27 protein-coding genes and 1 pseudogene are annotated in these 26,465 nt (G+C 71.6%); 16 read left to right on the top strand and 12 right to left on the bottom strand.

The features are described 5' to 3' along the window. Positions 1 to 99: 99 nt before the first annotated feature. Entirely contained in the window at positions 100 to 420 is a 321-nt protein-coding gene (locus ACIP84_RS00805) for a hypothetical protein (protein WP_401792907.1), read from the top strand. A 498-nt stretch (positions 421 to 918) separates the two neighbouring features. Here ACIP84_RS00805 and ACIP84_RS00800 read toward each other — a convergent pair. After that, positions 919 to 1,188 (bottom strand): annotated as a pseudogene (locus tag ACIP84_RS00800) (hypothetical protein); the annotation flags it as partial. 127 nt (positions 1,189 to 1,315) lie between these two features. Between ACIP84_RS00800 and ACIP84_RS00795 the strand changes: the two are divergent. The 3 genes from ACIP84_RS00795 (at position 1,316) to ACIP84_RS00785 (ending at position 3,598) form a co-directional block, all read left to right on the top strand. Then, positions 1,316 to 2,506 (top strand): spore photoproduct lyase family protein, encoded by a 1,191-nt coding sequence (locus ACIP84_RS00795; RefSeq protein ID WP_401792904.1) that lies wholly within the window; start codon positions 1,316 to 1,318, stop codon positions 2,504 to 2,506. A 433-nt stretch (positions 2,507 to 2,939) separates the two neighbouring features. After that, a complete protein-coding gene (locus ACIP84_RS00790; RefSeq protein WP_355962198.1) occupies positions 2,940 to 3,191 on the top strand; it encodes a hypothetical protein in 252 nt (83 codons plus the stop codon). A 179-nt stretch (positions 3,192 to 3,370) separates the two neighbouring features. Continuing rightward, positions 3,371 to 3,598 (top strand): DUF2945 domain-containing protein, encoded by a 228-nt coding sequence (locus ACIP84_RS00785; RefSeq protein WP_401792901.1) that lies wholly within the window; start codon positions 3,371 to 3,373, stop codon positions 3,596 to 3,598. A 279-nt stretch (positions 3,599 to 3,877) separates the two neighbouring features. Here the strand turns inward: ACIP84_RS00785 and ACIP84_RS00780 are convergent, their stop codons facing one another. Together ACIP84_RS00780 and ACIP84_RS00775 are read right to left on the bottom strand one after the other, a co-directional pair. Beyond that, the gene (locus ACIP84_RS00780) at positions 3,878 to 4,507 is read right to left on the bottom strand and encodes a class F sortase (protein ID WP_401792899.1); all 630 of its coding nucleotides are present in this window, start codon (positions 4,505 to 4,507) and stop codon (positions 3,878 to 3,880) included. 61 nt (positions 4,508 to 4,568) lie between these two features. After that, positions 4,569 to 5,294, bottom strand: a complete 726-nt coding sequence (locus tag ACIP84_RS00775; RefSeq protein WP_401792897.1) for a hypothetical protein — start codon at positions 5,292 to 5,294, stop codon at positions 4,569 to 4,571. 725 nt (positions 5,295 to 6,019) lie between these two features. Here ACIP84_RS00775 and ACIP84_RS00770 point away from each other — a divergent pair. From ACIP84_RS00770 to ACIP84_RS00755, 4 genes are all read left to right on the top strand, one after another. Then, positions 6,020 to 6,658, top strand: a complete 639-nt coding sequence (locus ACIP84_RS00770; protein WP_401795583.1) for a HemK2/MTQ2 family protein methyltransferase — start codon at positions 6,020 to 6,022, stop codon at positions 6,656 to 6,658. Positions 6,659 to 7,144: 486 nt separating this feature from the next. Next, positions 7,145 to 7,603, top strand: a complete 459-nt coding sequence (locus ACIP84_RS00765; RefSeq protein WP_401792894.1) for an SRPBCC family protein — start codon at positions 7,145 to 7,147, stop codon at positions 7,601 to 7,603. A 17-nt stretch (positions 7,604 to 7,620) separates the two neighbouring features. Further along, complete coding sequence (locus ACIP84_RS00760; protein ID WP_401792892.1) at positions 7,621 to 9,222, top strand: phytoene desaturase family protein; 1,602 nt, start codon at positions 7,621 to 7,623, stop codon at positions 9,220 to 9,222. A 67-nt stretch (positions 9,223 to 9,289) separates the two neighbouring features. Next, a complete protein-coding gene (locus ACIP84_RS00755) occupies positions 9,290 to 9,790 on the top strand; it encodes a metallophosphoesterase family protein (RefSeq protein ID WP_401792889.1) in 501 nt (166 codons plus the stop codon). Between the two features lie 175 nt (positions 9,791 to 9,965). Here the strand turns inward: ACIP84_RS00755 and ACIP84_RS00750 are convergent, their stop codons facing one another. Beyond that, positions 9,966 to 10,703, bottom strand: a complete 738-nt coding sequence (locus ACIP84_RS00750; RefSeq protein ID WP_401792886.1) for a DUF72 domain-containing protein — start codon at positions 10,701 to 10,703, stop codon at positions 9,966 to 9,968. Between the two features lie 183 nt (positions 10,704 to 10,886). Here ACIP84_RS00750 and ACIP84_RS00745 point away from each other — a divergent pair, with 183 nt between their 5' ends. Continuing rightward, positions 10,887 to 12,164: a peptide ligase PGM1-related protein gene (locus ACIP84_RS00745; protein ID WP_401792883.1), complete on the top strand. Its 1,278-nt coding sequence runs from the start codon at positions 10,887 to 10,889 to the stop codon at positions 12,162 to 12,164. A 296-nt stretch (positions 12,165 to 12,460) separates the two neighbouring features. Next, on the top strand, positions 12,461 to 13,015 hold the full coding sequence (locus ACIP84_RS00740; protein WP_401792880.1) for a cysteine hydrolase family protein: 555 nt from the start codon (positions 12,461 to 12,463) through the stop codon (positions 13,013 to 13,015). A gap of 194 nt (positions 13,016 to 13,209) precedes the next feature. On the opposite strand, the gene ACIP84_RS00735 is transcribed toward ACIP84_RS00740, so the two are convergent. Further along, complete coding sequence (locus tag ACIP84_RS00735) at positions 13,210 to 13,503, bottom strand: hypothetical protein (RefSeq protein WP_401792877.1); 294 nt, start codon at positions 13,501 to 13,503, stop codon at positions 13,210 to 13,212. Positions 13,504 to 13,528: 25 nt separating this feature from the next. After that, complete coding sequence (locus ACIP84_RS00730) at positions 13,529 to 13,810, bottom strand: hypothetical protein (protein WP_355962167.1); 282 nt, start codon at positions 13,808 to 13,810, stop codon at positions 13,529 to 13,531. A 333-nt stretch (positions 13,811 to 14,143) separates the two neighbouring features. On the opposite strand from ACIP84_RS00730, the gene ACIP84_RS00725 reads away from it, so the two are divergent. Then, positions 14,144 to 14,962 (top strand): VOC family protein, encoded by an 819-nt coding sequence (locus tag ACIP84_RS00725; RefSeq protein WP_401792874.1) that lies wholly within the window; start codon positions 14,144 to 14,146, stop codon positions 14,960 to 14,962. 11 nt (positions 14,963 to 14,973) lie between these two features. On the opposite strand, the gene ACIP84_RS00720 is transcribed toward ACIP84_RS00725, so the two are convergent. Genes ACIP84_RS00720 through ACIP84_RS00705 form a run of 4 tightly spaced genes read right to left on the bottom strand, consistent with a single transcriptional unit; the run spans position 14,974 to position 18,764 of the window. After that, positions 14,974 to 15,792 (bottom strand): galactosyltransferase-related protein, encoded by an 819-nt coding sequence (locus tag ACIP84_RS00720; RefSeq protein WP_355962164.1) that lies wholly within the window; start codon positions 15,790 to 15,792, stop codon positions 14,974 to 14,976. Next, positions 15,785 to 16,789, bottom strand: a complete 1,005-nt coding sequence (locus ACIP84_RS00715) for a glycosyltransferase (RefSeq protein WP_401792871.1) — start codon at positions 16,787 to 16,789, stop codon at positions 15,785 to 15,787. The genes ACIP84_RS00720 and ACIP84_RS00715 overlap by 8 nt, the downstream gene beginning before the upstream one ends. Continuing rightward, positions 16,786 to 17,853 carry a glycosyltransferase gene (locus ACIP84_RS00710; protein ID WP_401792868.1) on the bottom strand — a complete coding sequence of 356 codons (1,068 nt, stop codon included), beginning with the start codon at positions 17,851 to 17,853 and terminating at the stop codon, positions 16,786 to 16,788. The genes ACIP84_RS00715 and ACIP84_RS00710 overlap by 4 nt, the downstream gene beginning before the upstream one ends. Then, positions 17,850 to 18,764, bottom strand: coding sequence for a glycosyltransferase family 1 protein (locus tag ACIP84_RS00705; protein WP_355962156.1), 915 nt, complete (start codon positions 18,762 to 18,764; stop codon positions 17,850 to 17,852). Before ACIP84_RS00705 ends, ACIP84_RS00710 begins: the two co-directional genes overlap by 4 nt. Positions 18,765 to 19,410: 646 nt before the next feature. On the opposite strand from ACIP84_RS00705, the gene ACIP84_RS00700 reads away from it, so the two are divergent. Further along, entirely contained in the window at positions 19,411 to 19,821 is a 411-nt protein-coding gene (locus tag ACIP84_RS00700) for a hypothetical protein (protein ID WP_401795580.1), read from the top strand. Between the two features lie 136 nt (positions 19,822 to 19,957). On the opposite strand, the gene ACIP84_RS00695 is transcribed toward ACIP84_RS00700, so the two are convergent. Further along, the gene (locus ACIP84_RS00695) at positions 19,958 to 21,061 is read right to left on the bottom strand and encodes a YihY/virulence factor BrkB family protein (protein ID WP_401792865.1); all 1,104 of its coding nucleotides are present in this window, start codon (positions 21,059 to 21,061) and stop codon (positions 19,958 to 19,960) included. Positions 21,062 to 21,261: 200 nt separating this feature from the next. On the opposite strand from ACIP84_RS00695, the gene ACIP84_RS00690 reads away from it, so the two are divergent. The 4 genes from ACIP84_RS00690 (at position 21,262) to ACIP84_RS00675 (ending at position 24,228) form a co-directional block, all read left to right on the top strand. Continuing rightward, a complete protein-coding gene (locus tag ACIP84_RS00690; RefSeq protein ID WP_401792862.1) occupies positions 21,262 to 22,065 on the top strand; it encodes an alpha/beta fold hydrolase in 804 nt (267 codons plus the stop codon). Next, positions 22,065 to 23,354, top strand: a complete 1,290-nt coding sequence (locus ACIP84_RS00685; protein WP_401795577.1) for a SpoIIE family protein phosphatase — start codon at positions 22,065 to 22,067, stop codon at positions 23,352 to 23,354. The genes ACIP84_RS00690 and ACIP84_RS00685 overlap by 1 nt, the downstream gene beginning before the upstream one ends. After that, a complete protein-coding gene (locus ACIP84_RS00680) occupies positions 23,351 to 23,704 on the top strand; it encodes an STAS domain-containing protein (RefSeq protein ID WP_401792859.1) in 354 nt (117 codons plus the stop codon). The genes ACIP84_RS00685 and ACIP84_RS00680 overlap by 4 nt, the downstream gene beginning before the upstream one ends. Positions 23,705 to 23,949: 245 nt before the next feature. After that, positions 23,950 to 24,228, top strand: a complete 279-nt coding sequence (locus tag ACIP84_RS00675) for a GlsB/YeaQ/YmgE family stress response membrane protein (protein WP_319320888.1) — start codon at positions 23,950 to 23,952, stop codon at positions 24,226 to 24,228. A gap of 216 nt (positions 24,229 to 24,444) precedes the next feature. On the opposite strand, the gene ACIP84_RS00670 is transcribed toward ACIP84_RS00675, so the two are convergent. Then, positions 24,445 to 26,259 carry a thiamine pyrophosphate-requiring protein gene (locus ACIP84_RS00670; protein ID WP_401792856.1) on the bottom strand — a complete coding sequence of 605 codons (1,815 nt, stop codon included), beginning with the start codon at positions 26,257 to 26,259 and terminating at the stop codon, positions 24,445 to 24,447. Between the last annotated feature and the right edge of the window lie 206 nt (positions 26,260 to 26,465).

The following is a 26,465-nucleotide window of genomic DNA, read 5'->3' as shown; positions in this document are numbered from 1 at the left end:
CCGAGACGGGCATGCGCACGGGCACGGCACCACGCCCGCCCCGACAGCGGTCACCACGGCTCCGTCACCAGGAACCGCCACCCGAGGAAGGTAAGCCCCATGAGTACCCAGCAGGAGCCCGAGCGGACGGATCGGCGCGATGAGACGGAAGCGCGCCACGAGACGGACGCTGATCACGGGACGCACACTGATCACGAGCCAGACGCGCGCTACGAGCCCGACGAGCCGGAAGGAGCGGACGGGCCGCTCCCCCGCGACCCGCAGAACCAGCAGGCGGAGCAGGGAGAGGACCCCCTGGCCATACCCGTACCGGACTGGCCCGACTCCGCGGCGCCCGAGACCGACGTGGCGGGAACCGGACGTCGGGGCGACGCCGACACGCAGCACGAGAACCCCGACGTCGACGAACCGGTGGACTGACGCGCCCGGGTTCGCGTCGGCGCCATTCCTGGGCGACCAGCGAGCGGGCATCGCCGCCGACGGCCGAGCGCGGTACGCACCCGTGCTTTCCCGGACGCTCCACTCGACCCCGCGCTGCGGCACCTGCCGCCGACCGTCTCCCGCCCGGATCCCGGCGCGGAGCGCGCAGACCGGCTCCGGCAAAAGGAGCGGGTCCGAGGGCGTAGCCTGCCCCCGGACCCTGTGGATGCCGCTCACATCACACGCCGGCACACTTGAGGACCCGGGTCATTCGTCATTGCGTCGCGTCCTGCCTTTGGACCACCGCCGATCGAGCTCGGCGGACCAGATTCGAACTGGCATTTCGACGCACCAGGGCCCGGGCCCGGTCGATCCGGCGATGAGCGGCGCATGCTGAGTCTGGAGCAATAGTCTGAGATTGACCGCGGTCTGCCTCTGCCTGGTTGGGCCATCCCGGCGGGAAGTGCCGGGAGGAGGACTCGAACCTCCACTGGAACCCTCGGTCTTCCACGAGTCGGTCGACGGGTCCTGCGTCCAGGACTCGGCGGCGTCCAGCACCGGAAGCTTGCGGACGAAGGTGTTGATGTCCGTCAGCTGCTTCTCCAGGAAGAGCAGTTAGGCGACCGGCACCTGCTCCACCAACACCCGTCCGTCGACCGTGACGTCGGCGCGCGCCGCGCAGTTCGCCCAGTCCTTGGTGGCCGTCACATCGAAGAGCCGGGTCAGCGCCCGCGCGGTGTCACGCAGCGCGTCCTCGGCCTTCACCTGGCCACCGCCCCGCCGAAATCACCGGATTGTCAGTCCCCCTCCGTAGGCTGAGTCCACGCGTACACGAGTCGGCTCGGTCCGGCCGGTCAGCGCGGACATCGGCGGCGTGCGTGGCAGTGGAGGGTGGATGCGACAGGGTTCCGGAGACCCGGGGGAGCCGGGGGACGACGCCGACGGCTTGTTCAGCATGGGCGACCTGGCTGCCGCCGCGGCGCCGGGCGATGCCGCGGACGGCCGGCGGTTCCACGACGGGCCCCGGGCGCACAGGCTGCTCCATGTGACGGAGATCTACGCCGAGCCTGCCGCCGCGGATTCGCTGCGAGGACGGCAGATCATCGCCCGCTTTCCCGAGGCCCGTGTCATCGGTACGGACTCCCACTGGCGCATTCCGCACCTGCACGGCAACGAAGGAAACGTGGAGCGGTGGGTGAGACTCAAGCGCGAGACGCTGGTCCTGGGTGAGCGGAAGTCTTTCGGGATCCGGCCCAACGGACGCTCGGCCGACTGGATCGCCCCGGGCCTCTCCAACGGTTGCGCGATGGCTTGTGCGTACTGCTATGTCCCGAGGCGCAAGGGGTTCGCGAACCCCATCACCGTGTTCACCAACGTCGAGCGCGTGCTGGGCAGTCTGGGTCGTCACATCGCGGGGCTGGGCCGCAAGGATGAACCCAACCAATGCGATGCGCAGGCCTGGGTGTACGACATCGGCGAGAACGGCGACTGCTCGGTCGACGACCTCATCAGTGACAACACCGCCGACCTGATCCGCGCGTTCCGACGCTGGCCCACGGCCAAGGCGTCGTTCGCCACCAAGTTCGTGAACCCCGATCTGCTGCGGCTCGACCCGCAGGGCCGTACCCGCATCCGGTTCTCCGTCATGCCGCCCGACGACTCCCGGCTCCTCGACATCCGGACCAGCCCGGTCCCGGACCGACTCGCGGCCGCTGCGGACTTCCTCGACGCGGGGTACGAGGTGCACTTCAACCTCTCGCCGGTGGTCATCCGCCCCGGCTGGGAACAGGCCTGGGCCGACCTGCTCCGGACCATGGACGACGTACTCCCGCAGCGGGTGAAGGACCAGGCGGCGGCGGAGATCATCCTGCTCACCCACAACCAGGACCTGCACCAGGTCAATCTCGGCTGGCACCCGCGCGCGGAGGATGTGCTGTGGCGCCAGGACATCCAGCAGCCGAAGCGCTCCGAGAACGGCAGCTGGAACGTGCGCTACCGCAACGCCACCAAGGCGCAGGCCGTCGACACGCTGTCCCGCTTGATCGAGGAGCGAGCCCCATGGATGCGGGTGCGCTACGCCTTCTGACCTTCGGCTCACTCTCCGTGCGACCTCAGGACGGGGCGACGCCGGGGCCGTGGTCATGGTCCACGACGTCCGGCAGTCCTTGACGCAGCCCGGGCCGCCCCGGAACTCCGGGAGCGCGCGTGGCTGTGGCCTTCCGGGGGCATCGGACGGATGAGGGCGCCTCGACCGGCCCCATCAGCCCGCCCTCACCGGCGACCGGACCCCGCCGGCCCTGCGACGTACCCGCTGATCCTCTCCATCGGGGACGCCCCCACACTCGACCAGCCCATTCCCCGGCGGCGTTCTTCCCGCAGGACCGCACCGCAGCCGCGGACCAGGGTGCCACGAATCCGCGCCCGGCCGACTGCCCTGAGCCCTCCTGGGCGGGCGGCCTGTCCGTGAGCGCGCTCAGATCCGGGATGCGGGGGACTGCGTCGGAGCCGAAGCTGGTGGCATGGAGATCATCGTGGTGCAGGAACTACGCGAGGAGATGTCGGAGGACGTCGATCCTGGTGATCCGATCGCACGCATCGAGGCGGTCCATGCCGTGCCTGTGGACCCGGGCGACCGCACCCTGTGCGGAAGGCCGGCAGCAGACATGGAGCGCCTGTCCGACCAACCCGACGGCCCGGACGTGCCGTGGGTGCCACCCGGCAAAGAGGACTTGCGCTGCTCCGGCTGCGCCGACGCGCTCCGTGACGGGTGAGCGCCCGCATCGCGGCGAGCCCGACGTTCCCGGCGGCCGGAGGCCGACCGGGGCAGGCCCAGATGCGCCGCACGGCGCATCACAGCAACGCGCAGGGATGGCCGGGGCTGGCGGACGAACCGCCCCGCGGCTCGACCGGGGCATCCCCTCGCGGCCCCGCGACCCGACGAGGAGACGTGATGGCGAAGAAGGACGACCTGGGCAAGGGCGACAAGGTGTCGTGGAAGAGCCATGGACAGAACGTGTCGGGAAAGATCAAGAAGAAGATCACAGCCCGGAGCGAGGCCGCGGGGCGGACGGTCGACGCCTCCAAAGAAGAACCGCAGTACGAAGTGGAGAGCGACAAGACCGGCCGTTCCGCCGTGCACAAGCCCGGCGCCCTACGCAAGAAGGGGAAGGCACCCTGACCGCTCCTCGCTCATGAACGGGGGCCACGCCCGAAGCGCTGACGTTTCGCCGGGTGCGTGCGGTCCGACCGGTCTTCGCCTTGGCGGGCGGCCCGCACCGCATCGAGACGGTGGGGGCTGTCCGGTCGCTCGCGTGGGCCGCCGGGAGGAGGGGCGACGCTTCGAGACGGCCTGCGAAGAGCTGCGGCGGCTTCGCGGACGGCCTGAGCGGAGCCGGGTGCAGGCTCGCCCCACTGCGGCGGGAACGCCATCCGGTCCGTTCGCCGGAGCCGACGCCGTTCAGGCCGACCGGGTTCTCGACGAGGTCAGGTGGGCGAAGACGACGACGTTGGCGGCGTAACCGCTCTTCTTGTCGAAACGCCCGCCGCAGGTGATGAGCCTCAGTTCCGCCCGACCCCTGGGCCCGTAGACCTCGTTGCTGGGAAAGGCGTCCTTGGCGTACGTCTTCACCTCGTCGACGGAGAAGACGGCGACCTGGTGGTCGGCACGTGTGACCGTGACCGCGTCCCCTCGGCGGAGCGCCTTGAGGTTGAGGAAGATCGCCGGTCCCGTGAGGGTGTCGCGGTGCCCGACGAGGACCGCTGTGCCCAGTTCGCCGGGTGCGGGCCCCCGGCGGTGCCAGCCCACGATCATCGGCGTGGTCAGGGGCGGGGCCCCCAGCCGCCCCTGGGAATCCAGACCCAGAGGACGGATGCGGGCTTCGATGAAGATGACGGGGACGGCGACGCTGATCGGCGGTGAGCGCACCAGGGGCGGCGCCGGCGCCGTCTGCCGCGCCGACGCGGGCGGGCCGCCGCCCGCTCCGTCATCGGCGCGGACGGCGGCAGTCGCCGCCCCGAGCTCCTCGGACGACCCCGAGCAGGCCGACAGGATGCCGCCCAGCAAGCCGAAGGTCACCGACAGTGTCATGCCGAGACGGACCATTCGGCTCGGCCCCCGCCGCCGTGGCCGCGGAGGCCGACAGGGAGTGTTATGCCTTGTTACGGGCACGGCGCAGCGAGGACCGGCGGACCATGACCAGAGCCGCCACGGCGGCCGCGATACCGGCGGTCGTTCCGACGGTGGAGCCGATGCCCGAGTCACCCTCCGCGCTGAGGGTCTCCAGGTCCGCGACGCCGCCGCCACCCGCGGGTACCGCACCGGACGGCTGGCGGGAGTCAGAGCCCGGGCCGATCTCCGCTGCCGGGCTGTTCGAGCCGCTGCCCGAGCTGTTCGAGCTGCCCGAGCCGTTCGGGCTGCTCGGGCGCGCCGGGCGCTGGGCGCCCTGGCCCGAGGCGCGGCTGGCGCAGTCGACCTTGAAGGTCCTGTGCTTCGCGCCCGCCGGGACCGTCCACACCAGCTCGTACGTGCCCTCCGGGAGCAGGTACCGCTCGCTGCGGGCCGCGCCGTTGATCAGCGGCAGCGTGCTGACCAGGGTGTCACCCGGGGGCGTGGTCGGCGGCTGTGCCGTGATCGTCCACGGGACTGCCCGAAGCGACTCGAAGTTGTTGGCGACCAGTGTGAACGCGCAGACCTGGACTCCGTCCTGACCCTGCGAATGCCACCCCGCCGAACGGACGTTGAGGTCACCGCTGTCTCCGGGAGCGGCATGAGCGGCCGGCGCCCCGGCCAGGGTGATTCCGGCGACGGCCACCGCGGCGGCCGCGGTGGCACCGGTACGGACGCCGCGCAGGCGAAGCGAGGTGGACAGAGACATGATGAGCTCCTTCGAGTTGGCCTGATTTTCATACTTTTGAGCCGCGGCTCATCAGATGCCATGAATCGGCGGAATCGAGGGAGGCGGCGCCCCCGAATCGCCAGAACCACCTGACTGGCGGACGGTGATACGGAACGTGATGACCAGGCGCCTGACCAGCAGCGGGAGCGGTCTGCCCGGCCCCGGGCAAGGGGGCGCGGAGACCGGAGGCGGCCTCCCGGTCATGGACGTGCCGCCGTGGAGGTGCTGCACGACGGTGGCGCCAGGCAGGGCGTTCCTTGCGGCTGTCGGACCTGAGCCGGTCGGACTGAGGCCGACCCGAGTGAGGCCGGCTGAACTCGCCTCGACCCAACGGGGCTCGGCTTAACTCGACGTGGCTGAAAGGGACTTGGTCGACGTGACAGCCCCTTCGGGCGAGAGCGTGAACCACGCCCACCCGGTGATGGCCGCCGTGGTGCCGATCGCAGCCGATCGAAAGCACATCGAACTCCCGCTTTCACGGCGGGCGCCCTCGGGGCAGGAGCCCCGCGCGCGGCCACCCGGCGCGCGCGATCGGGGCCAGCCCTCCAGGATGGTGGGGGTGGCACGGCGACGGAACTCGGAATGACCCGAGTCGCAGCGGGCAGCCGCAGGAAGCGACTTCCCGCGCTTGCGGGTCACACCCATCACGGAGGTATGCCGTGGCCAGTACGGCTCTGCCCCTGGGCCCCCTGCCCGAAGACCTCATGACCCTTCCGGGCGTCTACTCACCGCAGGCGGACACCCACCTGCTCGCGCATGCCCTCGCCCAGGAGGATGTGACGCCCGGTGCGGACGTGCTGGAGATCGGCACGGGCACGGGCGCACTTGCCCTGCAAGCCGCGCGAAGGGGCGCCACGGTCACGGCGGTCGACGTCTCGTGGCGCGCCGTGTTCACCGCACGGCTCAACGCCGCACGCGGACGACTGCCACTGCGCGTCCTGCACGGCGATTTCGCGGCGCGTACCGCAGGTAGGCGCTTCGATCTGGTCATCTCGAATCCTCCCTACGTACCGGCGCCGGGACTCCTGCCCTCGCGGGGGCCCGAGCGGGCCTGGGACGCCGGCCCGGACGGGCGCGGAGTCATCGACCGGATCTGCGCGAGCGCTCCGGCGCTGCTGCGTCCCGACGGCGTCCTGCTCATGGTGCATTCGGGTATGTGCGGGGCCCAGGAAACCGTCGACCGGCTGAGCAAGGAGGGCTTGGCAGTGATGGTCGTGGCCAGGTCCGTGGTGCCCTGGGGCCCCGTACTGCGATCACGACGGGCCTGGCTGGAGAAGCGGGGCCTGGCCGCCGAAGCCGAGCAGTGGGAGGAGTTGGTGGTCGTCCGTGCCCGGAGCGTCTGACCGCCGCGCACGGCCCGAGCCCTCGCAGGCTGCTGTCGGCGGGGCGGCTTCGGAAGCGGGCGCATTCGACCCCCTGGAGGGGGCGGTCGACGCAGCCCTCGCCGACGGTGCCCTCACCCGGCCCGACCTGTCGGGGGCCGCGGTCTGCACGTGCCGCCGTGGCCGCAGCCCCAGCCGTAGCCGTAGCCGTAGCCGTACCCGCACCCGCACCCGCAGCCGTCCGTACCCGTGGTGCGGCACCAGCCATCGCCCCCATGTAAGGGGCGTCTCCCCGTCCCAGCCGCGTGCCCCGTGTAGGAGTCCGCCGGGTGGGCAGACGCCGGGCATGACCCGTTACGACCGGCGTGAGCGCTCGGGCGGCCGCGGGCCCTTGGTCGGCCGTTCCCGTCGCCGACCGGCCTCCTCGGACCCGGCGCCGCCGCCCCGGGGGCCGCGCGAGGCGGCGACGCGGACCCCTGATCCGTACCTCCATCACCGGGAGTGATCATGGCCGTACGACACCGACTGATCCACGCCGCTCCGCCCCAGGTGTGGGGTGTCCTCGCCGACGCCTCCCGCTACTCGGACTGGGTGGTCGGCACGAGCGACTCGCGGGCTGTGCGGGGGCCGTGGCCCGAACTGGGCTCGGCTCTCGAGTACACCGTCCGAGTCGGCCCGTGGACGGTCTCGGGCACCACGGTGGTCCGCAGGGTGGACGCCCCGCGAACACTCGAACTCGAAGTCGACAGCGGCCGCCTCGGCACCGCCCGGGTGGCGATCGAGGTTCGCCCCTGGGGCGAGGAGTCCTTGGTCATCGTGGACGAGCACCCGCTGCGCGGGATAGGCGGCGCCCTGCACAACGCCGCCTTCGACGCCTTGATCCAGCTGCGCCACCGCGACATGCTGCGACGGCTCGCCGACGTCGTCGAAGAAGACGCCCGGGTTTCCGCGCACGAAGGCGTCTGAGGCCGAGGGGAGACGCGATGCACGACGCGATCGTGATCGGAGCCGGCCCCAACGGGCTGGTCGCCGCCAACCTGCTCGCCGACGCCGGCTGGAGCGTGGAGGTCCTGGAAGCACAGCCCACACCGGGGGGCGCTGTACGCAGTGACCGCGGAGTGCACCCCGACTACGTCAGCGACCTGTTCAGCGCCTTCTACCCGCTGGCCGCAGCGTCGCCCGTCATCGCCTCCCTCGGCCTGGACCGTGAGGGCCTCGTATGGAGCCATGCGCCACGTGTTCTCGCCCACCCGCTGGCCGACGGCCGGTGCGCGGTGCTGGACCGGCTGCCGCACGACACCGCGGCGGGACTGGAGGAGTTCGCGCCGGGCGACGGGGCCGCTTGGACGGACCTGTGCAAGGTCTGGGACCGGCTCGGTCCCGACATCGTGCGCGGCCTGTTCACGCCCTTCCCGCCGCTGATCTCCGCGGCCCGGCTCTTCGAGGGCGTCCGTCGCACCGGGGGAATGGGGCTCGTACGTCGTCTGCTGCTGCCCGTACGAAGGCTGGGGGAGGAGGAGTTCCGTGCCGAGGCGGGGGCCCTTCTCCTCGCGGGCAACGCCCTGCACGCCGACCTTCCCCCGGAGGCGGCCGGCAGCGGCGGCTACGGGTGGCTCATGTCGATGCTCGGCCAGCACCACGGATTCCCCGTCCCCACGGGCGGCGCGGGCGAGCTCACCGCCGCTCTGGTACGGCGGCTGGAGCGGCGGGGCGGCGTGGTCCGGTGCGACACACGGGTCGTCGAGGTCGTCGTACGCGGGGGTCGGGCCGTCGGCGTACGCACGGCCGCCGACGAGCGCGTGGCGGCCCGGCGGGCCGTCCTGGCCGACGTGTCGGCACCCGCGCTGTACGGCTCCCTGGTCGCCGAGGAACACCTGCCCGGCAGCGTCCTGAACGGCCTGCGGCGGTTCCAGTGGGACTTCGCCACGTTCAAGGTGGACTGGGCGCTGGACTCCCGCGTGCCCTGGACGGCCCCACAGGCGGCGACCGCCGGCACCGTACACCTGGCGGACGGCGTCGACGGCCTGACATCCTTCGCCGCCCGGATCGCCATGGGACTCGTACCCGAGGCCCCGTTCCTCGTCTTCGGGCAGATGACCGCGGCCGACCCGTCCCGCTCCCCGGCGGGCACGGAGTCCGCCTGGGCCTACACGCACCTGCCCCACAGGATCAAGGGGGACGCGGGCGGGCAGGGCCTGACGGGGCGCTGGGAGGGCAGCGAGAGCGAAGCCATGGCCGACCGCATGGAGGAGGTCGTCGAACGCTACGCCCCTGGCTTCCGCGCGCGCGTTCTGCGCCGCAGGATCCTGGCACCGCCCACCATGGAGGCGATGGACGCCAACCTGCATGGCGGCGCCCTCAACGGAGGCACGGCCGCCTTGCACCAGCAGCTCGTGTTCAGACCCGTTCCCGGTACCGGACGCCCCGGAACGCCCGTCAAGGGGCTCTTCCTCGCGTCGGCGTCCGCCCACCCCGGCGGCGGCGTGCACGGAGCCCCGGGGGCCAACGCGGCCAGAGCCGCCTTGCGGAGCCATCTGCCGACGGTGCTGACCGTGCGCCGGCGGCGGCTCCCGCGGGCCGTGTAGCGCCGGCGCGCATCTCGGACCGCGTACGCAGCGGCGCTCGCGGGTGACACGCCCTACGGTGGGACACATGCGGCTCGTGCTCACGTCGGACACCCACCTCCCCGTCCGCGCCGCGTCTCTCCCGGCGGCCCTCATGGCCGCCGTCGGCGACGCCGACGCCGTCGTCCACGCCGGGGACTGGATCGACGAGGCCACGCTCGACCTGCTGGAGTCCAGGTCCCGTCGGCTGATCGGCGTGTACGGCAACAACGACGGCCCGGAACTGCGCCGCAGACTCCCGGAGGTCGCCTACGCCGACCTGGAAGGAGTGCGCTTTGGGGTCGTGCATGAGACCGGGGCGGCCGCCGGACGGGAGCGGCGCTGCGCCGCACGGTTTCCCGACGTGGACGTCCTGGTCTTCGGCCACAGCCACATCCCGTGGGACACCACCACCGGGAGTCTGCGCCTGCTCAACCCGGGCTCGCCCACGGACCGCAGACGCCAGCCCTCTTGCACGTTCATGACGCTGACGGTCGAGGACGGGAGGGCGTACGACGTGACGCTCCACCGTCTGCCCCGGCGGCGCTGAGCTGTCGTCGGCGGCCGCTCGCGAGGAGCCGCAGGGAGGGGCGAGCGCCGCCGGCACGGTGGGTCACCCGCTCGGGAAGCGCTGCCCGTGTCGTCCGCACCGAAGGGCTCGACCCCTGCCTGCGGGAGCGGTCCGGCGGGGACGGCCGATACGTGCGGTCCCGGTAGCCCACCGGTCACCCCTTCACCCGGTTGGACAGCAGACGGTGGAACGCCTGCGCGTCGACCACGGCTGCACCGCCCGGGTCGTTGTTGAAGTAGGCGAAGACGTCCGCGCCCCGCGGCCACGTCTCCGCGACGCGGTCCGCCCAACTGCGCAGGGCTGTCCGACCGTAGCGGGGAGCCGGCCTGGCCCGGCCCTCGTGGAAGCGCACGTACGCCCAGTCCGCTGTCCGCCACATCGGTGTGACGGGCCGCGAGCCGCGGTCGGCCCAGCACAGGGCCGCGCCGCGGTCCACGAGGACCGCGCGCACCTCAGCGGTCCACCAGGACGGGTGGCGCGGTTCGACGGCGACGCGCGTGCCGGCGGGGAAGCAGGCCAGGCAGGCGTCGAGCGCCGCCGCATCGGCCCGCAGCGTCGGCGGCAGCTGGAGGAGGACGGGACCCAGCCGGTCGCCCAGAAAGGTGGCGTTCGTCATCAGGCGTTGCACCGGTTCCTCCGGCTCGCGCAGACGCTTGACGTGGGTCAGGAAACGGCTCGCCTTGACGGCCATGACGAAGCCTGGGGGAGTGCGGGATCGCCACCGCGTGAAGGTCTCGGGCGCGGGCAGCCGATAGAAGGCGTTGTTGACCTCCACCGTGGGGAAGTGCCGCGCGTACTCCTCCAGCCACAGGCGTTGTGGCCGGTCCGGCGGGTAGAAGACGCCCGACCAGTCTCGGTACTGCCATCCCGACGTGCCGACGAAGAGGGCCATACAGTGCCCCTGCCCGGACCGGCCGCACCATACCCCCTCGGCGCTCGCGCCTGCCGACGCACGGCATCGACGGTTCGCCGTAGGCGCGACTGTCGGCTGCGCCGAGCCGCCGCGCGGCCGCAGGATGGTGGTAGCAAGGCCCGGCCGGAAGGACGGGCGGCGGGCCGCGTGAAAGGAACGGCAGTGAAAGAACCGGGTGCGGATCCCCTGTTGGTCTTCGCCAACTTCCTCTCCGACGTGGCTGTGGACCTGGCGGAAGGCCGGGTCCTGGCGCAGTGGGCCCAGCAGGCGCCACGCAAGGCGTGGCTGCTGCGGGCCGGCGACGCACTGGTGACCCCCGCCCCGCTGAGCAGTGAGTTCCGGCAGTACGTCAGCGACTTGACGGGGGTGCCCCGCGAGCAGACCGCGATCATCGAGGTACCGCCGGCCGGGGCCGTCCCGCTGGCCCAGGCGGTCCGCGAGGCCGGGCTGATGGATCGGGTCGCCGCTCACGTGCGCCGGCCGGGTACGGCGCTGCTGCCGACCGCCCTCGACGTATCCGCCGTCGCGTTCGCGCGTGAGCTCGGGGTGGCCGTCCACTCGTACGCGACGGTCGACGAGGCGGCCGCTGCCCTCCCGGTGACGATGCTGCTGAACACGAAGGCCGGCTTCCGCCTGACCGCCGAACGGCTGGGTATGCGACTGCCCGCGGGACGGGTGTGCCGACGGGCCGAAGTCGGAGATGTCGCACGGCAGCTCGTGGCGCAGCACGATCAGGTGGTGGTCAAGCCCGACCGCTCGGCAGGGGGACACGGGATGCTCTTCCTCTCACGGAACGACGTAGGAGCGACAGGGCCGGCACTGGACGCGGTCGGCGGCCCGCAGGGCACCTGGGTGGTGGAGGAGTACGTGGCCGCGGTCGCGTCGGTCAGCATCCAGATGGAGAACACGGCCTCCGGGACCCGAGCCCTGTTCAGTGGGGCGATGCGCACGGAACGAGGCTCCTTCACGGGGTACGTCTCACCCCTGCCGCCGTCGTGCGCGCACGTGGCCGGCGAACTGGAGAAGTGGGGGCTGCGACTGGGCCGCCACCTGGCCGACCACGGCTACCTCGGCCCGTTCGGACTCGACGCACTGATCGACACGGACGGAGTGCCGTACGCCGGTGAGAGCAACGTCCGCAGGACGGCCACCACCACGCCCCACGCCATGGTCACCCGGCTCACGTCCGCGTCCGGCACAACCCACCCGGCGTGGGCGGTGTCGAGGGGGCACACCCGGGTCGCCTTCGGTCTGCCCGAAGCCCTCGACCGGCTTCAGGCTCACGGGCTCGCGTTCGACCCGGAGCGAGGGGAAGGGGTGGTGCTCTATGCGGACGCCCCACCGGACGGCCGCTCGTGGCGCTACGCGGTCGTCGCGGAGCACGCGGAGGGGGTGAGCGAACGGGAGCGCGGGGTGGTCGAAGCCCTCGGACTCGAATGAGCGGCCACGCGTCCCGCGCCGCGCGGGCGCGCCCGCGCGGCCGCCACGTGCGGCGGCTCCGGCTTCGCCGAGGCGGAGGCCCTTCGCTCTCGGACGCCTCCGCTCGCGGGTCCTGGAGCGCCTTGCACCGGATGGGCGCCCCGTTCCGGCTTCCCGGCTCGCCAGCGGGGCGGAATGGACACCCGCGGGGCAGACTGGTGGGGCACAGTGCCGCTGATGGGCCGGAGCGCGCGGTCATCGCCCGCCGGCCGATCCGTCTCGCGCGGGCAGCACGACGAGTGAAAGGTGACGACTCCATGCCCGGTACGGCGCTGATCGTGATCGACATGCTCAACACCTACGCCCATGACGACGCCGAGGCCCTGGTGCCCTCCGTCCGTGAAGCCCTCCCCAAGATCACGAAGCTGCTCGAGCGGGCCCGGCTCAGCGCGTCGCCGGTGGTCTACGTGAACGACAACTTCGGCGAGTGGCGCTCCCACCACGGGGAGATCCTGAGGGCCGCTCTCGCCGGCCGGCACGCCGACCTGGTGGCGCCCGTCGCACCCGACGAGAACTCGCTCTTCGTGGTCAAGGCACGGCACTCGATCTTCTTCGAAACCCCTCTGGCCTACCTCCTGGGCCAACTCGGAACCGAGCGTCTGGTCCTGTGCGGTCAGGTGACCGAGCAGTGCGTGCTGTACTCGGCCCTGGACGCCCACATCCGGCACTTCGACGTCGTGGTGGCAGCCGACGGGGTCGCCCACATCGACGCGGAGTTGGCCAAGGCGGCCCTGCGGATGATGCAGACCAACATGTCCGCCGTCATCTCCCGGGTGGACGACATCGCCTTCGACGCCGGGCCGGCGCACTGACGCGGACGCGCCTGCGGGTGCGCCGGTACGGCCGCCTGACAGGCGGCCTCGGCGGAGCGCCGGGCCGAGGGGCCGTGTCGGAACCGGGAAGCAGACGGCAGACGGCGGGGCGGCCAGGGCTCACGGGCGGCGGGGCCTCTGGGCCCTGGTCCTCGAACCAGCCGCGAAGGAGGTGGTCAGCCGTGCGCAGGCCCTCACCGGATGTGGACGAGGATGAATCCGTCGGGGTGATGTGCGGCCGTGAGGCCTGCCTTGCGCAGGACGCTGGTGAGGGCGATGTCGGGAGCGTTGTGGACGCCCGGAGTCGCCGCGCCGGCGTGGACGTGGGCGTCGGCGGCGTTCGCGGCGATCGAGGGGCGGACCAGATGCTCGGCGTTCCAGCTGATGATCACCCCGTGCGCGTGGCGGTGCAGGGCGATGCCGCTGTCCGGACCGTAGCCCGCCCGTTCGAGGACGTGCTGGACGCGGTCGAGCAGTTCGTGGGACATGGCTCCCTCCCCACAGGGTGATCGGTTACGCCGCCGCGGCCTGAGGGCCTGGACGGACCGGGGTCGTGGCGTTGAGGACGGTCAGGGAGGCGCCCAGGGCATCGCACAGCCGCCGGGCGCGGGCGAGGACGCTGAGCGACGCGGCCGAGGGGCTGGCCGTCGGCCACTGCCACCGAACGTGCTGGGGATGATGTGCGTGGAGGAGCGCTTCCACCTGCACCGCGGCCGCGGCGCGCGTGGTGACGTCGAGATCGCGCAGCAGCACCAGCCGCAGTACGCCGTTCTCAGAATCGTGGCTGATGAGCACGCCGGCCTCTTTCCGCTCTGTGATCGATGAGCCGCCTCTGCCCCCAGAAGGCGGGCACAAACACCGCGCCTCCACATCGGGGCGCGTCGCGCGGTCGTCCGGCCCCGTCCTTCGGCAGGCATCAGCGGAGCACGGACGTCGTGACGGCGGGGAACACGGTTCTGGACGAGCCGCCGCGGTCGGTCGTCCGCGGGGGTCGCGAGGGCGGTCCGCCGCCGGGACCTTCACACGGCGCGTGAGCTGCGCGGCGAGGCCATGATCGGAAGCCGTCGGTGGGTCCTGCTCGTGGCCTGCTGCTCGTACGGGGTTTACGGTAGGAGTGTCCCGCCCCCCATGAGCGATCCGAGGGTCACGGCCGTGTCCACGTCGAGCCATGAGATCGCGGGCGCCCCGTGCTGGGTCAGTCTGATGGCCCGGGACCTGGCCGCCGCGAAACGCTTCTACGCCGGTGTGCTCGGCTGGGCGTTCCGGCCCAGCCGATTCGGCGACGGCTTCTCGGTGGCTCTCCGTGAGGGGATGCCCGTCGCGGGGATCGGCGCCCTCGCCGAGCGCCCCGACATGCCGGTGGCGTGGACGCCGTACTTCGCTGTCCCGGATGCCGACGTCACTGCCGCACGGGTCAGTGAACGCGGGGCGACCATGGCGGTGGGGCCCCTCGCGTTCGGTACCGGCCGCGCGGGGCTCGCGGCCGATCCGGCGGGAGCGATCTTCGGTTTCTGGGAGGGAGACGTCGTCCCGGACTGGTCGGTGGGCCATGGCGGTGCCCCTGCCTGGTTGGAGCTGCACACGCGCGACGTCTTCGCCGCCTCGATCTTCTACGGCGAGGTTCTCGACTGGGCCGGGGAACGTCCCGGCTCCTGCGTGGCCTCCTACGAGCACGACCACGTCGTCCTGCGTCACGGCCACGACACGGTCGCGCGCATCAGCGGCGGATCGGTCGACGAGGCGCCGGACCCGGGGATCCGCCCGTGCTGGCACGTCCACTTCCCCGTACAGAACCTGGAAGTGGCGATGGCGGCGGCCATGGAGCTGGGAGGCGGGCCCGTAGCCCCGGTGCACACGTCCACGACAACCCGGTGGGTCGACCTCGCCGACTCCGACGGGGCGCACTTCACCGCGGTCGCACCGCAGAACACGTTCTCGACCCGCTGAGGCGTGCCGGCTCAGGTTCTGCGCCACGTGTCCGTCGCCGGCACGTACTCGACCAGGCTGTGGGCGGCGAAGTCGTGCAGCCACCCCTCCATCGGCCAGTAACCCCACCGTCGTTTGTAGAGCGCTCCGTTACGGAGGATGTCGTCGATGTGCTGGAAGGGCGGACGGGAGGTCGGGTGGTACTGGTGGTAGGCGGGAGCCCCGCCCACCCACCGCAGATCCACCCCGCGGAGGGCCGCCGTGGCGGCGAAGTCGGTGTCCTCCGCTCCGTAGCCGGTGTAGGACTCGCAGAAACCTCCGATGCGGGTCCAGGTGCGCGCGGTGAGGGCGAAGGACAGCGACCAGAAGAGGCGCGGGTCGCCGCCCCTCAGAACCACGCCGTCGGGGGGAGCCGGCCGAGCGGGGTGGGGTGAGGCCGTCTCCGGCAGCAGGTCGAGGCGGTAGCCGTCCGAAGGCGGAGGCGGCAGGTAGGCGACGGTGCCGCACAGCAGGGCCCCGTCCTGCGCGGCACGCGCGTATCCCGCGAGGAGGGAGGGGCCGGGTACGCAGTCCACGTCGAGGAACACCAGCAGTTCCGCCGCCGACGCCAGAGCGTGTGCGGCTCCCGCGTTCCGCGCTGCGGCGAGCGGGAGCCGCCCGTCGCGAAGCGGCAGTTCGAGCACCGTGGCAGCCGGCGGCCGGCCGGTGCCGACCACGTTCTCGATGCCCGGGTCGGCCATGGAGACGACCACGTACTGGTCGGGGCGGAGCGTGCTCCGGGCGAGCCCGGCCTGCTGGAGGCGCAGGTGCGCGTGCCGGCCTTTCGCCAGGGTGATGACGGCGCTACGCACCGGTTCCTCCCGTGGGGCGCAGGGCCAGTTCCGTGAGCAGTCTCGCCGCCCGCCGGGCTCCGTCCCCCGGAGACCACCGCGCCCAGCGGTCCGGGCGGGCGGCGGCCTCGTGTAGCAGCGACGGCCACGCGTGGGGGGCGGGCCAGGTGTCGCACACGGTCGCCAGGCCGCCCGCGGCCAGCGCCCGGGCGGTGGCGTGCTGCTCCTGGTGGGGTCTCTCCTGAGGGATGACGATGCTCGGGGCCCGAGCGGCCGCGCACTCCGCGACGGCGTTCTGTCCCGCGTGGGTGATCACCACGCTTGCTCGGCACAGGACGGGCCACGGGTCCTCGATCCACGAGGCACGGGGTCCTCCGAGGACGGTCCAGATCCAGTCGGGGGTGGATCGGCGTGCCTCCCGGAGCTGGGACGCGCCGAGGTCCGTGCCACCGGCGCCCATCATCACCACCACCTCCTTGCGGCGGGGGTGGGCTCCGGTGCCGGGGCGGGGGCGGCCGTCGTAGCGGGAGATACCTCCGGTGTGCACGGTCTTGGCGCGCCAGTGCGCGGGCCAGCCCGGTTCGGGGAGGCAGGACGGCCAGGGCGCCAGGAGGGCGTCCGCGAGGTCGTAGGCGAGTCGGTGGGCCTCGTCCTGGCGCTCGCCCCGCATGGCGGCGACGACGACGGGGGTCCCCATGAGCCGTGCCAGGGTGGCGGCCTCCACGGAGACGTCGCTGACGAACAGGGCCGGGTCGGCGCCTCCGATCCACTCGGCGATGATCGCCATCCGCTCGCGGTGGCCGGGGTGGTGCAGGGGGACCCAGTGCAGGCGGCCCCGGGCCGTCGGGTCGTCGGGGGAGTCGGCGTCGTCCGGCGGCAGGTGCACCCAGCCACCACGCCAGGCCGCGGGCCGAGGCAGGGAGGTCAGGACGGTGACGTCCTCCGGAGTGTGGGCGGCGATGCACAGCGCGCGGTGCAGGTGTCCGCGGCCCTGGTGATGGACGTAGTAGCCGATCACCGCTTCACCTCCTCGTAGAGGTCGGTGTAGGCGTCGGCCATCCGGTCGAGGGAGCAGAAGCCGGTAGCCCGTCGGCGGGCGTCCCCGCGGTCCAGCCTCATGGTGCGGGGAATGAGACCGGCCAGGGCCCGCACGTCCCCCGGTGGCGCCAGCAGCCCGTGAGGCGGCTCCAGGATCTCCGCGAGGGCGCCGCGGTCGAAGCCGCAGACGGGGGTGCCGCAGGCGAGGGCCTCGGCGACGACGAGACCGTACGGTTCGTCCCATTCGGGTGTCACCAGAGCGGCGGCGGCTGTCCCGAGGAGCGCGGCGAGACGCCGTCGGCTCAGATGGCCGACGTACGTGGCGCCTTGCCCCAGCAGGGGCTCCACCTGCTCGTCGAAGTACCGGCGGTCCGCGATCGGGCCCGCGAGGAGCAGGGGGACGCCGGCCGCGCGGGCCGCCAGGATCGCCAGGTGGGGTGCCTTCTCCGGGACCAGCCGGCCGGACCAGACGAGATTGCCGCCGCCGGGGCCCGGCGTCCAGAAGTCGGTGTCCACGCCGTTGTGCACGACCCGTGCGGCACGAACGGTCGGCCGCCAGGAGGAGGCGGTGAACCGGCTCACCGCCGTGAAGGTGACGGGACAGTCGTCCCCGGTCTGGATGGCGGACTCCAGACCTGGGGTGGGCGGCGTGTGCAGAGTGGTGATCACGGGGACACGCAGGGCCGAGGCCATGGCGACGGGAAGGTAGTGCAGGCTGTTGTTGTGCACGATGTCGAACCGGTGCTCGCCGTCACGGGCCAGCTCCAGCATCAGTCCCAGGTATGCGTGGTGCTCTTCCATCCACGCGGTCCCGGGCATGCTGGCGTCCGAGCGGGCCGCGGCGCTCAGCACCACGCGGCGGACGGGCAGTTCACGCGCACCGAGCGCGGGGTCCGACCCGGGGGCCGCGAAGAGGTGCACGCGATGGCCGCGCCGCGTCAGAGCGTGGGCGAGCGTCCAGGTATGGGCCTCCAGCCCTCCTGCGAAGGGCTCTGCGATCGGGAAGCGCATGGACGCGATGAGAGCGACCCGGAGGCTGCTCATCGCAGCAGGCTCGTGTAGAGGGCACGGTGGGCGGCGGCGATCTCGCCGCGTTCGGACGCACGGTCCCTCGCGGTGGCGCGTGGCGCGGGCCTCTCCTCGAAAGCCGTCATCACCGCCTCGCGCAGCGACCACTCGTCCAGCCCCCCTTGCTGCGTGTGCCCGTAGGTCAGGCAGGGGCGCTGCTGGGCGTAGAAGCCGCAGTCCGGGGCCGCGACGGCGGTACCGAGGTCATGGCAGGCTTCGAGCCAGCCGGAGTGCGTACCGAACACGTAGGGCAGCACCGACAGGTCGAGGGATTCGAGGTAGTCCCAGAGCTGCTCGTCGTCGAAGTAGTCGTGGACGGTGAGGGTGAGGCGCCCTTTGCTGTGCAGGGTGCCGAGCGCCCCGAGGAGTTCCGGTGCGTAGGCCGCGGCGGCGGGGTCGGCCACTTCCCGGTGGATGTTGACCCGCAACTCCGCGCCGGGGAGCTCGGCGACGGTTTCGGCGAGTACGCGAACGACCGGGAGGACCGACATGTTGGGGCGCAGGCTCTTGGCGTGCACCCCGACCCGGAAACGGTCGCGGCCCGGCCTGGCGCGGAGCAGACGCGGCATGTCCACCACGTGCGGGTGGGGCAGCACGGTCGCCGTGCGGTTCCAGCGGCTGCGGATGCTCCGGGCGGCGCCTGGGGTGAGGGTGATGAGTCGGTCGGCCGCGGGGATCACGACGTCGAGCGCGGCCTCGTGGGCGGCCGGGTCGGGCTGATGGGGATTGCGAAGGTCGTGCACGGTGTAGACCAGGGGCTTGCCGTGCCGTCTGAGGGCATCGGCGAGTGCGGACAGCTGGGCGGGGCTCTGCGCATCGAACCCGAAGTGCAGGTGGAACACGTCGAAGTCGTCGTGGTGGCTGCTCACCCAGTCCGGGTCCAGCATGACCGGCGGCCACCAGCGTTGCGAGGTACTGGGCACACCCGTCGGCCGGGGGTCCCGGAGGCGTGTGACGTCGTCGGATTCCGCCGCGGCGCAATGCCGCACGTAGACGTGGCCCGCGGGTACCGAGGCGACCCGGATCCCGCGGTGAGGGCGATCAGGCACCGGCGGGTGTTCGGCGGCCACGTCTGCTCCTTCGGTTCGGGGACGAGGGCCGAGGGGGCCGCATGTGACCTCCGAGGCTCTGTCCAGTCTGTTGGACAGGTCCGGAAGACGCATTCGCGCGCCGCGGTGGCCGGACTGCCGGCCGTAGTCGTGCGTGCCGTGAACGACGGTCCCGGGTCTACGCCGGACGGGGGAGGGGAGGTCCAACGGGGCCGGGCCCGTCACGGCGCGTGCGTCGGTGTGTACGTGACTGTCCGCCGTCCTGGGTACGGTGACGCCCCGGCCGCTCGCAGGCAGATCGGGCCGCGGTGAGCCTGCCGGCGAAAGCGGGGCGGCCCCTCCCAGGCGCCGGCTACCCGTCGAGTCGGTGGGGGCACCGGGCACCGACTCCGCTGCCGAGCGAGAATCAGACGGCGGCGGGTCTCCGTCGTGTCGCCCGCTCTTCCACGTGCTTCTGGGGCTCAATGGGTAGGTGGAAGAGTCGCTGGATGATGCACATCAGGTACCCGACGAGGTCAGTGAGACGACCGTGGCCGCCCTGGGCGCTTTGTCCAAGGCATTGGAGACGACGGAGCGGGCGCGAGGACATCTGTACGGGTTCCACCAGCTGACGGGAACGGCGGACTTCCAGTTGGACGACGCCGTGCGGCTGTTGCGGGAAGCGGGCCATGAGGAAGCGGCGCGCCGGGTGGAGCGGGAGGTCCTCGGGCGGAACGTCATCCCGGGGCATTGGACGTTCCAGATCGTCGAGGCTTACAACGACACCTACTACCGGCCCTTCGTCGACATCGAGCGGGACATCGTCGCTCAGCTGGCCCACGGCCGCAGTCATCTGCACGAGGCGCGCCTGAAGCGGCGCCGGCGTACCGACGGACACCCCGACCACACCCTTTGACGGCTGCCGACGGCTGCCGACGGCTGCGGGCGGCGGCGGGCCGACGGCGTAGGCCGTGCCACACGACGTGCCACGCGGGTCGAGGTCCGCTGCTCTGGAGCTCGCTCGACGGCGACCGTCACAGCCGGCCTTCTGGTCAGTCCTGACCGCGCAGACGCTCCTTGTCCTCCTCGTCCCAGGCGCGGGTGTCGCGCGGCTCTACATACGGTTCCTCTTGCTCCGGGTGACCGCCGGCGATGGCCCGCTGGCGGGAGATCTCGGCGTCGAATTCGAGGCCGAGGAGGATCGCCAGGTTCGTGATCCACAGCCACACCAGAAAGATGATGATCCCGGCGAAGGTGCCATAGGTCTTGTTGTACGAGGCGAAGTTCGCGACGTAGACGGCGAAGCCCGCGGAGACGACCATCCAGATCAGCAGTGCCAGGAAGCTGCCCGGAGTGATCCATCGGAAACCGCGGACCTTGGCGTTCGGCGTCGCCCAGTAGAGGGTCGCGATCATGACGATGACCAGCAGCACGAGCACGGGCCACTTGGCGATCGACCACACGGTCAGGGCGGTGTCCCCGATGCCCAGTGCGCTGCCGACCTGCCGGGCGAGAGAGCCGGTGAAGACCACGATGAGCGCGCTGATCACTGCCAGAACCAGCAGCAGCGCAGTGACGCCGACGCGAACGGGCAGCACCTTCCACACAGGCCGGCCCTCGGGCACGTCGTAGACGGCGTTCGCGCTTCGGATGAACGCGGCTACGTAACCGGAGGCCGCCCATAGCGCAAGCAGCAGGCCGACGATCGCCATCACCGAACCGAGTCCGGCGCTGCCCTGCAACTGCTGCACCGCGTTCGTGATCACGTCGCGCGCAGCGCCGGGGGTGAGTGTGGTGACGTTCTCCAGCACCGCGTCAGTGGTAGACCGGCCGACCAGGCCGAGAAGCGAGACCAGTACCAGCAGGGCGGGGAAGAGCGCCAGGATTCCGTAGTAGGTCAGCGCCGCCGCGCGGTCGGTCAGTTCGTCCTTCCTGAACTCCGTAACGGTTCCGCGCAGCACGCTCCGCCACGACTTCCGGCTCAGCTGAGTGGGAGCGTCAGGTGCTCTTCGCTCGACCTGCGGGTCGGGTCCGTAGTCCTGGCGGGAGTCCTCGCCTCCAGGTGAACCGGTGCGCCCTCGCTTCTCGGCGCCCGCGCGGCTTTCGCCGCTCGTGTCTGAGATCCGGTGATGCCGGGTTAGTGGTATTCGCGTCATGAAATGCCTGGTACCCAGGTTCGTCCGGTGCACGCGGTCGCGGGCGCCGGGGCTCACTCGCATGGAGGCCGAGCCCCGAAAGGGCGCCCTTCCCGTCGGAGCGACTCCGCGACCTTGATCATCACTGACGCCACGTCCCTCTACCGTACCGACTCGTACCCGGAGACAGGCCCGGGAGAAGTGATGGGAGACTGGCCGACATGGATATCCGCCGCAGGAACAACGTCACCGTCACCGGCCGTGCGGAGGGGCCGGTGCTCCTGTTGGCGCACGGGTTCGGTTGCGACCAGAACATGTGGCGTCTGGTGCTCCCCGCCCTGGCCACGGAGTACCGGGTGGTCCTCTTCGACTACGTGGGCTCGGGTCGGGCGGATGCTGCGGCTTGGGATGACCGGCGCTACAGCTCGCTGGAGGGCTACGCGCTGGACGTGCTGGAGGTCTGCGAGGAGCTGGACCTGCGGGACGTGACCTTCGTGGGGCATTCGGTCAGTGCGATGGTCGGGGTCCTCGCCGCGGCGAAGGTGCCGCAGCGGTTCTCCCGGCTGGTGATGGTGGCACCCTCTCCCCGCTACATCGACGACGAGGGGTATCGGGGCGGGTTCGGCGCGGACGACATCGACGAGCTGCTGGAGTCGTTGGAGTCGAACTACCTGGGCTGGTCGGCTGCGATGGCCCCCGTCATCATGGGGAACGAGGACCGGCCGGAACTCGGCGAGGAGCTGACCGCCGCGTTCTGCGCGACCGATCCGGACATGGCGCGGGTCTTCGCCCGTACGACCTTCCTGTCCGACAGCCGCGAGGACCTGAAGACGGTCACGGTGCCGACGCTGGTTCTGGAGTGTGAGCAGGACGTGATCGCTCCCCGTGAGGTCGGCGCCTTCGTCCACGCCGCCATCCCCGGGAGCCGGCTGGTGACGCTGGAGGCGACCGGGCACTGCCCGCAGCTGAGCGCACCCGGGGCCACCGCCGCCGCGATCACCAGCTTCCTCGGGTCGACCGGATGATGTGCCGCACCGCGCAGGACCCGGACGGGGAGCCCGACGTGGACATGGCGGATGTTGCGTTCACCTCCATGCTGGAGGACAGCCCGGAGGAGTTGTACGAGCAGGCTCCGTGCGGGTATCTGTCCACGTTGATGGACGGCACCATCGCGAAGATCAACTGCACCCTGCTGGAGTGGCTGGGTCTGGAGCGGCCCCAGGTGGTGGGGCGGATGCGGTTCCCCGACCTGCTGACCATAGGCGGCAAGCTGTACCACGAGACCCACTTCGCCCCGACGCTGCAGATGGAGGGCGAGGTCAGCGGTGTCGCCCTGGACATCAAAGCCGCCGGCGGACAGCGGATGCCGGTGCTGGTCACCTCGAAGGTGAAGACCAGCCAGAGCGGTGAGCCGATGCTGATCCGCACCACCGTCTTCGACGCGCGCGACCGCCGAGCCTATGAGAAGGAACTGTTGCGCAGCCGCCAGGCGGCCGAAGAAGCACGCCGACGGGCCGAAGCCGACCGTGACCGGCTCCAGGAAGCCCTCGCCGTCCTTCAGCAGAGCCTGCTTCCCGCCCAGCTGCCCTCCGTCCCGGGCCTGGAGGCCGCCGCCCACTACCACACGGCCTCCCCGGACCTGCTCGGCGGAGACTTCTACGACCTGTTCTCCCTCGGTACCGACCGGTGGGCGTTCTTCCTCGGCGACGTGTGCGGCAAGGGCCCCCAGGCCGCGGCGGTGACCTCGCTGACCCGCTACACCCTGCGCGCGGCCGCCCTGCACGACCCCGACCCGGTCACCGTGCTGAACACCCTGAACACCGTGCTCCACCAGCGGTACACCAGCGGCGACCCCCGCTACTGCACCGCCATATTCGGCACCCTGCACCCTGGCGACGGCCACGTCGAGGTACACCTGGCCTCCGGCGGACACCCCTCGGCACTGGTCCAGCGCGCGGACGGCAGCGCCGACTACCTCCCCACCCCCGGTGGCATGCTCATCGGCGTCCTGCCGGAGGTCCAGTTCACCGCCGCACGCACCCGGCTGTCCTCGGGCGACACTCTGCTCGCCTACACCGACGGCCTCACCGAGGCCCGCACCGGGCCCAAGCGCGAACTGTACGGCGAGGACGCCCTGCGCGCCTTCGTCGCCGGTCGGCCCCCGGCCGGCCCGCAGGCACTGATCAGCGGCCTGACGGGACTGATCGCCGGATTCGGCGACGGACTCGACGACGACACCGCGCTGCTGGCCCTCGGCGTGCCCGCTCTGCTCCCCTCCTCCCTTCCCACCCCCGCGAGTGAAGACCTGAGATGAGCCCGCTGACGATCACCGCTTCCGAGGCGGCCACCGGTCCCGTACTGGAGATCACCGGGGACCTCGACCATGCGACGGCACCCCAGCTCCGCAAGGCCGCGGACCACCTGACCCTTGCCGCCGGGCAGCTGCTGGTCCTGGACCTCGACGGCCTGACGTTCTGCGACTCCAGCGGCATCACCGCTCTGCTGGCCACCCGGAACCTGGCCATCGAACAGGGCGGCGACATCGCCCTGGCCGCAGTCCCCGCCAACACCGCCCGCATCCTGACCATGGTCGGTCTGGACCGTGTCTTCACCATTCACCCGGACACCGCGACGGCCACGGCCTCCTGCTCCGTGACGTCCTGACCCGGCCCCGGACACCGCCTGCTCCGGGGCACGGCCGGAGCGGGGGCCGGGTCCGGGCAGACGACCGCACATCGCGCCCGGGCGAGCCCACCCCGGTCACCGATTCGTCGGCGGCACACGGCGCCGGGTGCGCCCCGCCGTCGGCTCCGGCTGCCGTCGCGGTCATCTCCGCTCGCTGTGTTTGGAATTCCCGGCACGGTGAAGACGAAAGCTGACAGCACTATTCATCGAGGCAGGAGAAGCACATGGGCATCATTGCCTGGATCTTGATCGGACTGCTCGCGGGCTTCATCGCCAAGGCCCTGATGCCGGGCAAGGACCCGGGCGGCATCATCATCACGATGCTGATCGGTATCGCGGGCGGCCTGCTCGGCGGCTGGCTCGGCAAGGTCATCTTCGGCGTCGACTCCATAGACGGATTCTTCGACCTTTCCACCTGGATCGCCGCCATCGTCGGCTCCGTCATCCTCCTGGCCGTCTACCGATTGGTCTCCGGCAACAAGCGACACCACCGCCACGCCTGAGTGCCCAAGAGTTGTGGTCACCTTCCACCCGCCGGCCCGAGCCCGAGCGCTCGTGCCGGCGGGCCGCATGCGTGGAGCTGACCGCCCCGCACGGCGAGGCCGCACGGCGGGCCGCGACGAGGCCGGTACGGCGCTGGACCTGCTCGGTCTAGGCGACAGGAGTGCCCCCCACGCGCGGCGTGGGGTTCCGAGGCGGGGGATGTCATCGCTTGCCGGTCACACGCCGTCCTTGTCGGCGCGGCCGCGGCCGCGCCCCGGAAGGATCTCCTGGATCTTGGCCTTGAGCCCCTGCCGGATCATCCCGGCGCGATCACTGTCCCCCTTGAGGACCGCGGACGCGGTGGCTTCGATCTGGTCGAGATCGGCGTGCGGCGGGACGGGAGGGACGGCGGGGTCGGTGCGGAAGTCGATGACGAAGGGACGGTCGGCGGCGAGCGCCCGCTTCCAGGCGTCCTCCACGTCCGCCGGCCTCTCCACGCGTACGCCGTCGAGCCCGATGGAGCGCGCGAAATCCGCGTAGGGGACGTCGGGGAGCGCCTGTGAGGGAAGGAACTGCGGGGAGCCGGACAGGGCCCGCATCTCCCAGGTGACCTGGTTGAGGTCGAGGTTGTTGAGCACGGCGACGACCAGTCGCGGGTCCTGCCAGTCCTGGTGGTACTTGGCGGCGGTGATGAGCTCCGCCATGCCGTTCATCTGCATGGCGCCGTCGCCGACCAGGGCCACCGCCGGGCGGTCGGGATGAGCGAACTTCGCGCCGATCGCGTACGGCACCCCGGGACCCATCGTCGCCAGGGTCCCGGAGAGCGATCCGCGCATGGCTCCCCTGAGCCGCAGATGACGTGCGTACCAGTTGGCCGCCGAACCGGAGTCGGCCGCCAGCATCACCTCGTCCGGCAGCAGGGCATCGAGGGTGTGGACGACGAACTCGGGGTTGACGGGATCGGCGTGGACCGCGGCTCGGCGTTCCATGACCTGCCACCACCGGGCGACGTCCTTCTCGATCTTCCTGCGCCAGGGCCCGTGCTTCTTGCGCTTCAGCTGTGGCAGCAGGGCCCTCAGGGTCTCCTTCGCGTCCCCGACGAGGTTCACCTCGAAGGGATAGCGCAGGCCGACCATGAAGGGGTCGATGTCGATCTGCACGGCGCGCGCCTGGTCGAACTCCGGCAGGAACTGGCTGTACGGGAAGCTGGATCCCACCACCAGCAGGGTGTCGCAGTCCCGCATCATCTCGTACGAGGGGCGGGTACCGAGCAGACCGATCGAGCCGGTCACGTAGGGCAGGTCGTCCGGCAGGGCGTCCTTGCCAAGGAGCGCCTTGGCGACTCCGGCACCCAGGAGGTCCGCCAGCTCCTCGACCTCGGGACGGGCACCGCGCGCTCCCTGGCCGATCAGCACGGCCACCTTCTTCCCCTCGTCGAGGACGGCGGCGGCCCGCGCGATGTCGGCGGGGGAGGGCACGGGCGCGTAGGAAGGGAGGCCGAGGCTCGACGGGACCATCTTGAAGGAGTGCGTCGGAGGGGAGTAGTCCAGTTCCTGCACGTCGGCGGGGACGATGACGGCGGTCACCGAGCGCGTGGCGTACGCGGTGCGCACGGCCCGGTCGATGACGTTCGGCAGCTGCTCCGGGACGGTGACCATCTCGCAGAACTCGGAGGCCACGTCCTTGTAGAGGCTCAGCAGGTCGACCTCCTGCTGGTAGGAGCCGCCCATGGCGCTGCGGTCGATCTGCCCGACCAGGGCGACCACCGGCACATGGTCGAGTTTCGCGTCGTACAGGCCGTTGAGCAGGTGGATCGCTCCTGGGCCCGAGGTCGCTGTGCAGACGCCGACGCGGCCGGAGAACTTGGCGTAGCCGACCGCTTGGAAGGCGGACATCTCCTCGTGGCGCGACTGGATGAAGCGAGGGGTGTCGTCGGCGCGAACCCATGCGGCCAGGAGGCCGTTGATGCCGTCTCCCGGGTAGCCGAAGACGTGCTCCACGCCCCACGCGCGCAGGCGCTGGAGGATGAGGTCGGAGACCTTGATCGCCATGATGCTCCTTCTCGTGTTCCTTGCGGGGTGGGGCGCGTGGCCTCCCTGGTCCGCGGTACACCCGACGGCGGGGACGTGGGCGGTCGGCGCCGGCCGCCCGGAGGTGTGCCCGCCCCGGCGGACGGCAGGCACGCCGACAGGGCCCCCGCAGTGCGACCAGACGGCATGGTGGCGACGAGACGAGATGGCGGTGACAAGACGAGATG

The sequence above is a fragment of the Streptomyces sp. NPDC088707 genome (assembly GCF_044752725.1).
Taxonomy (GTDB): Bacteria; Actinomycetota; Actinomycetes; order Streptomycetales; family Streptomycetaceae; genus Streptomyces.
The sequence above is the reverse complement of the archived record's forward strand: the minus strand, read 5'-3'. Positions and strand labels throughout refer to the sequence as shown.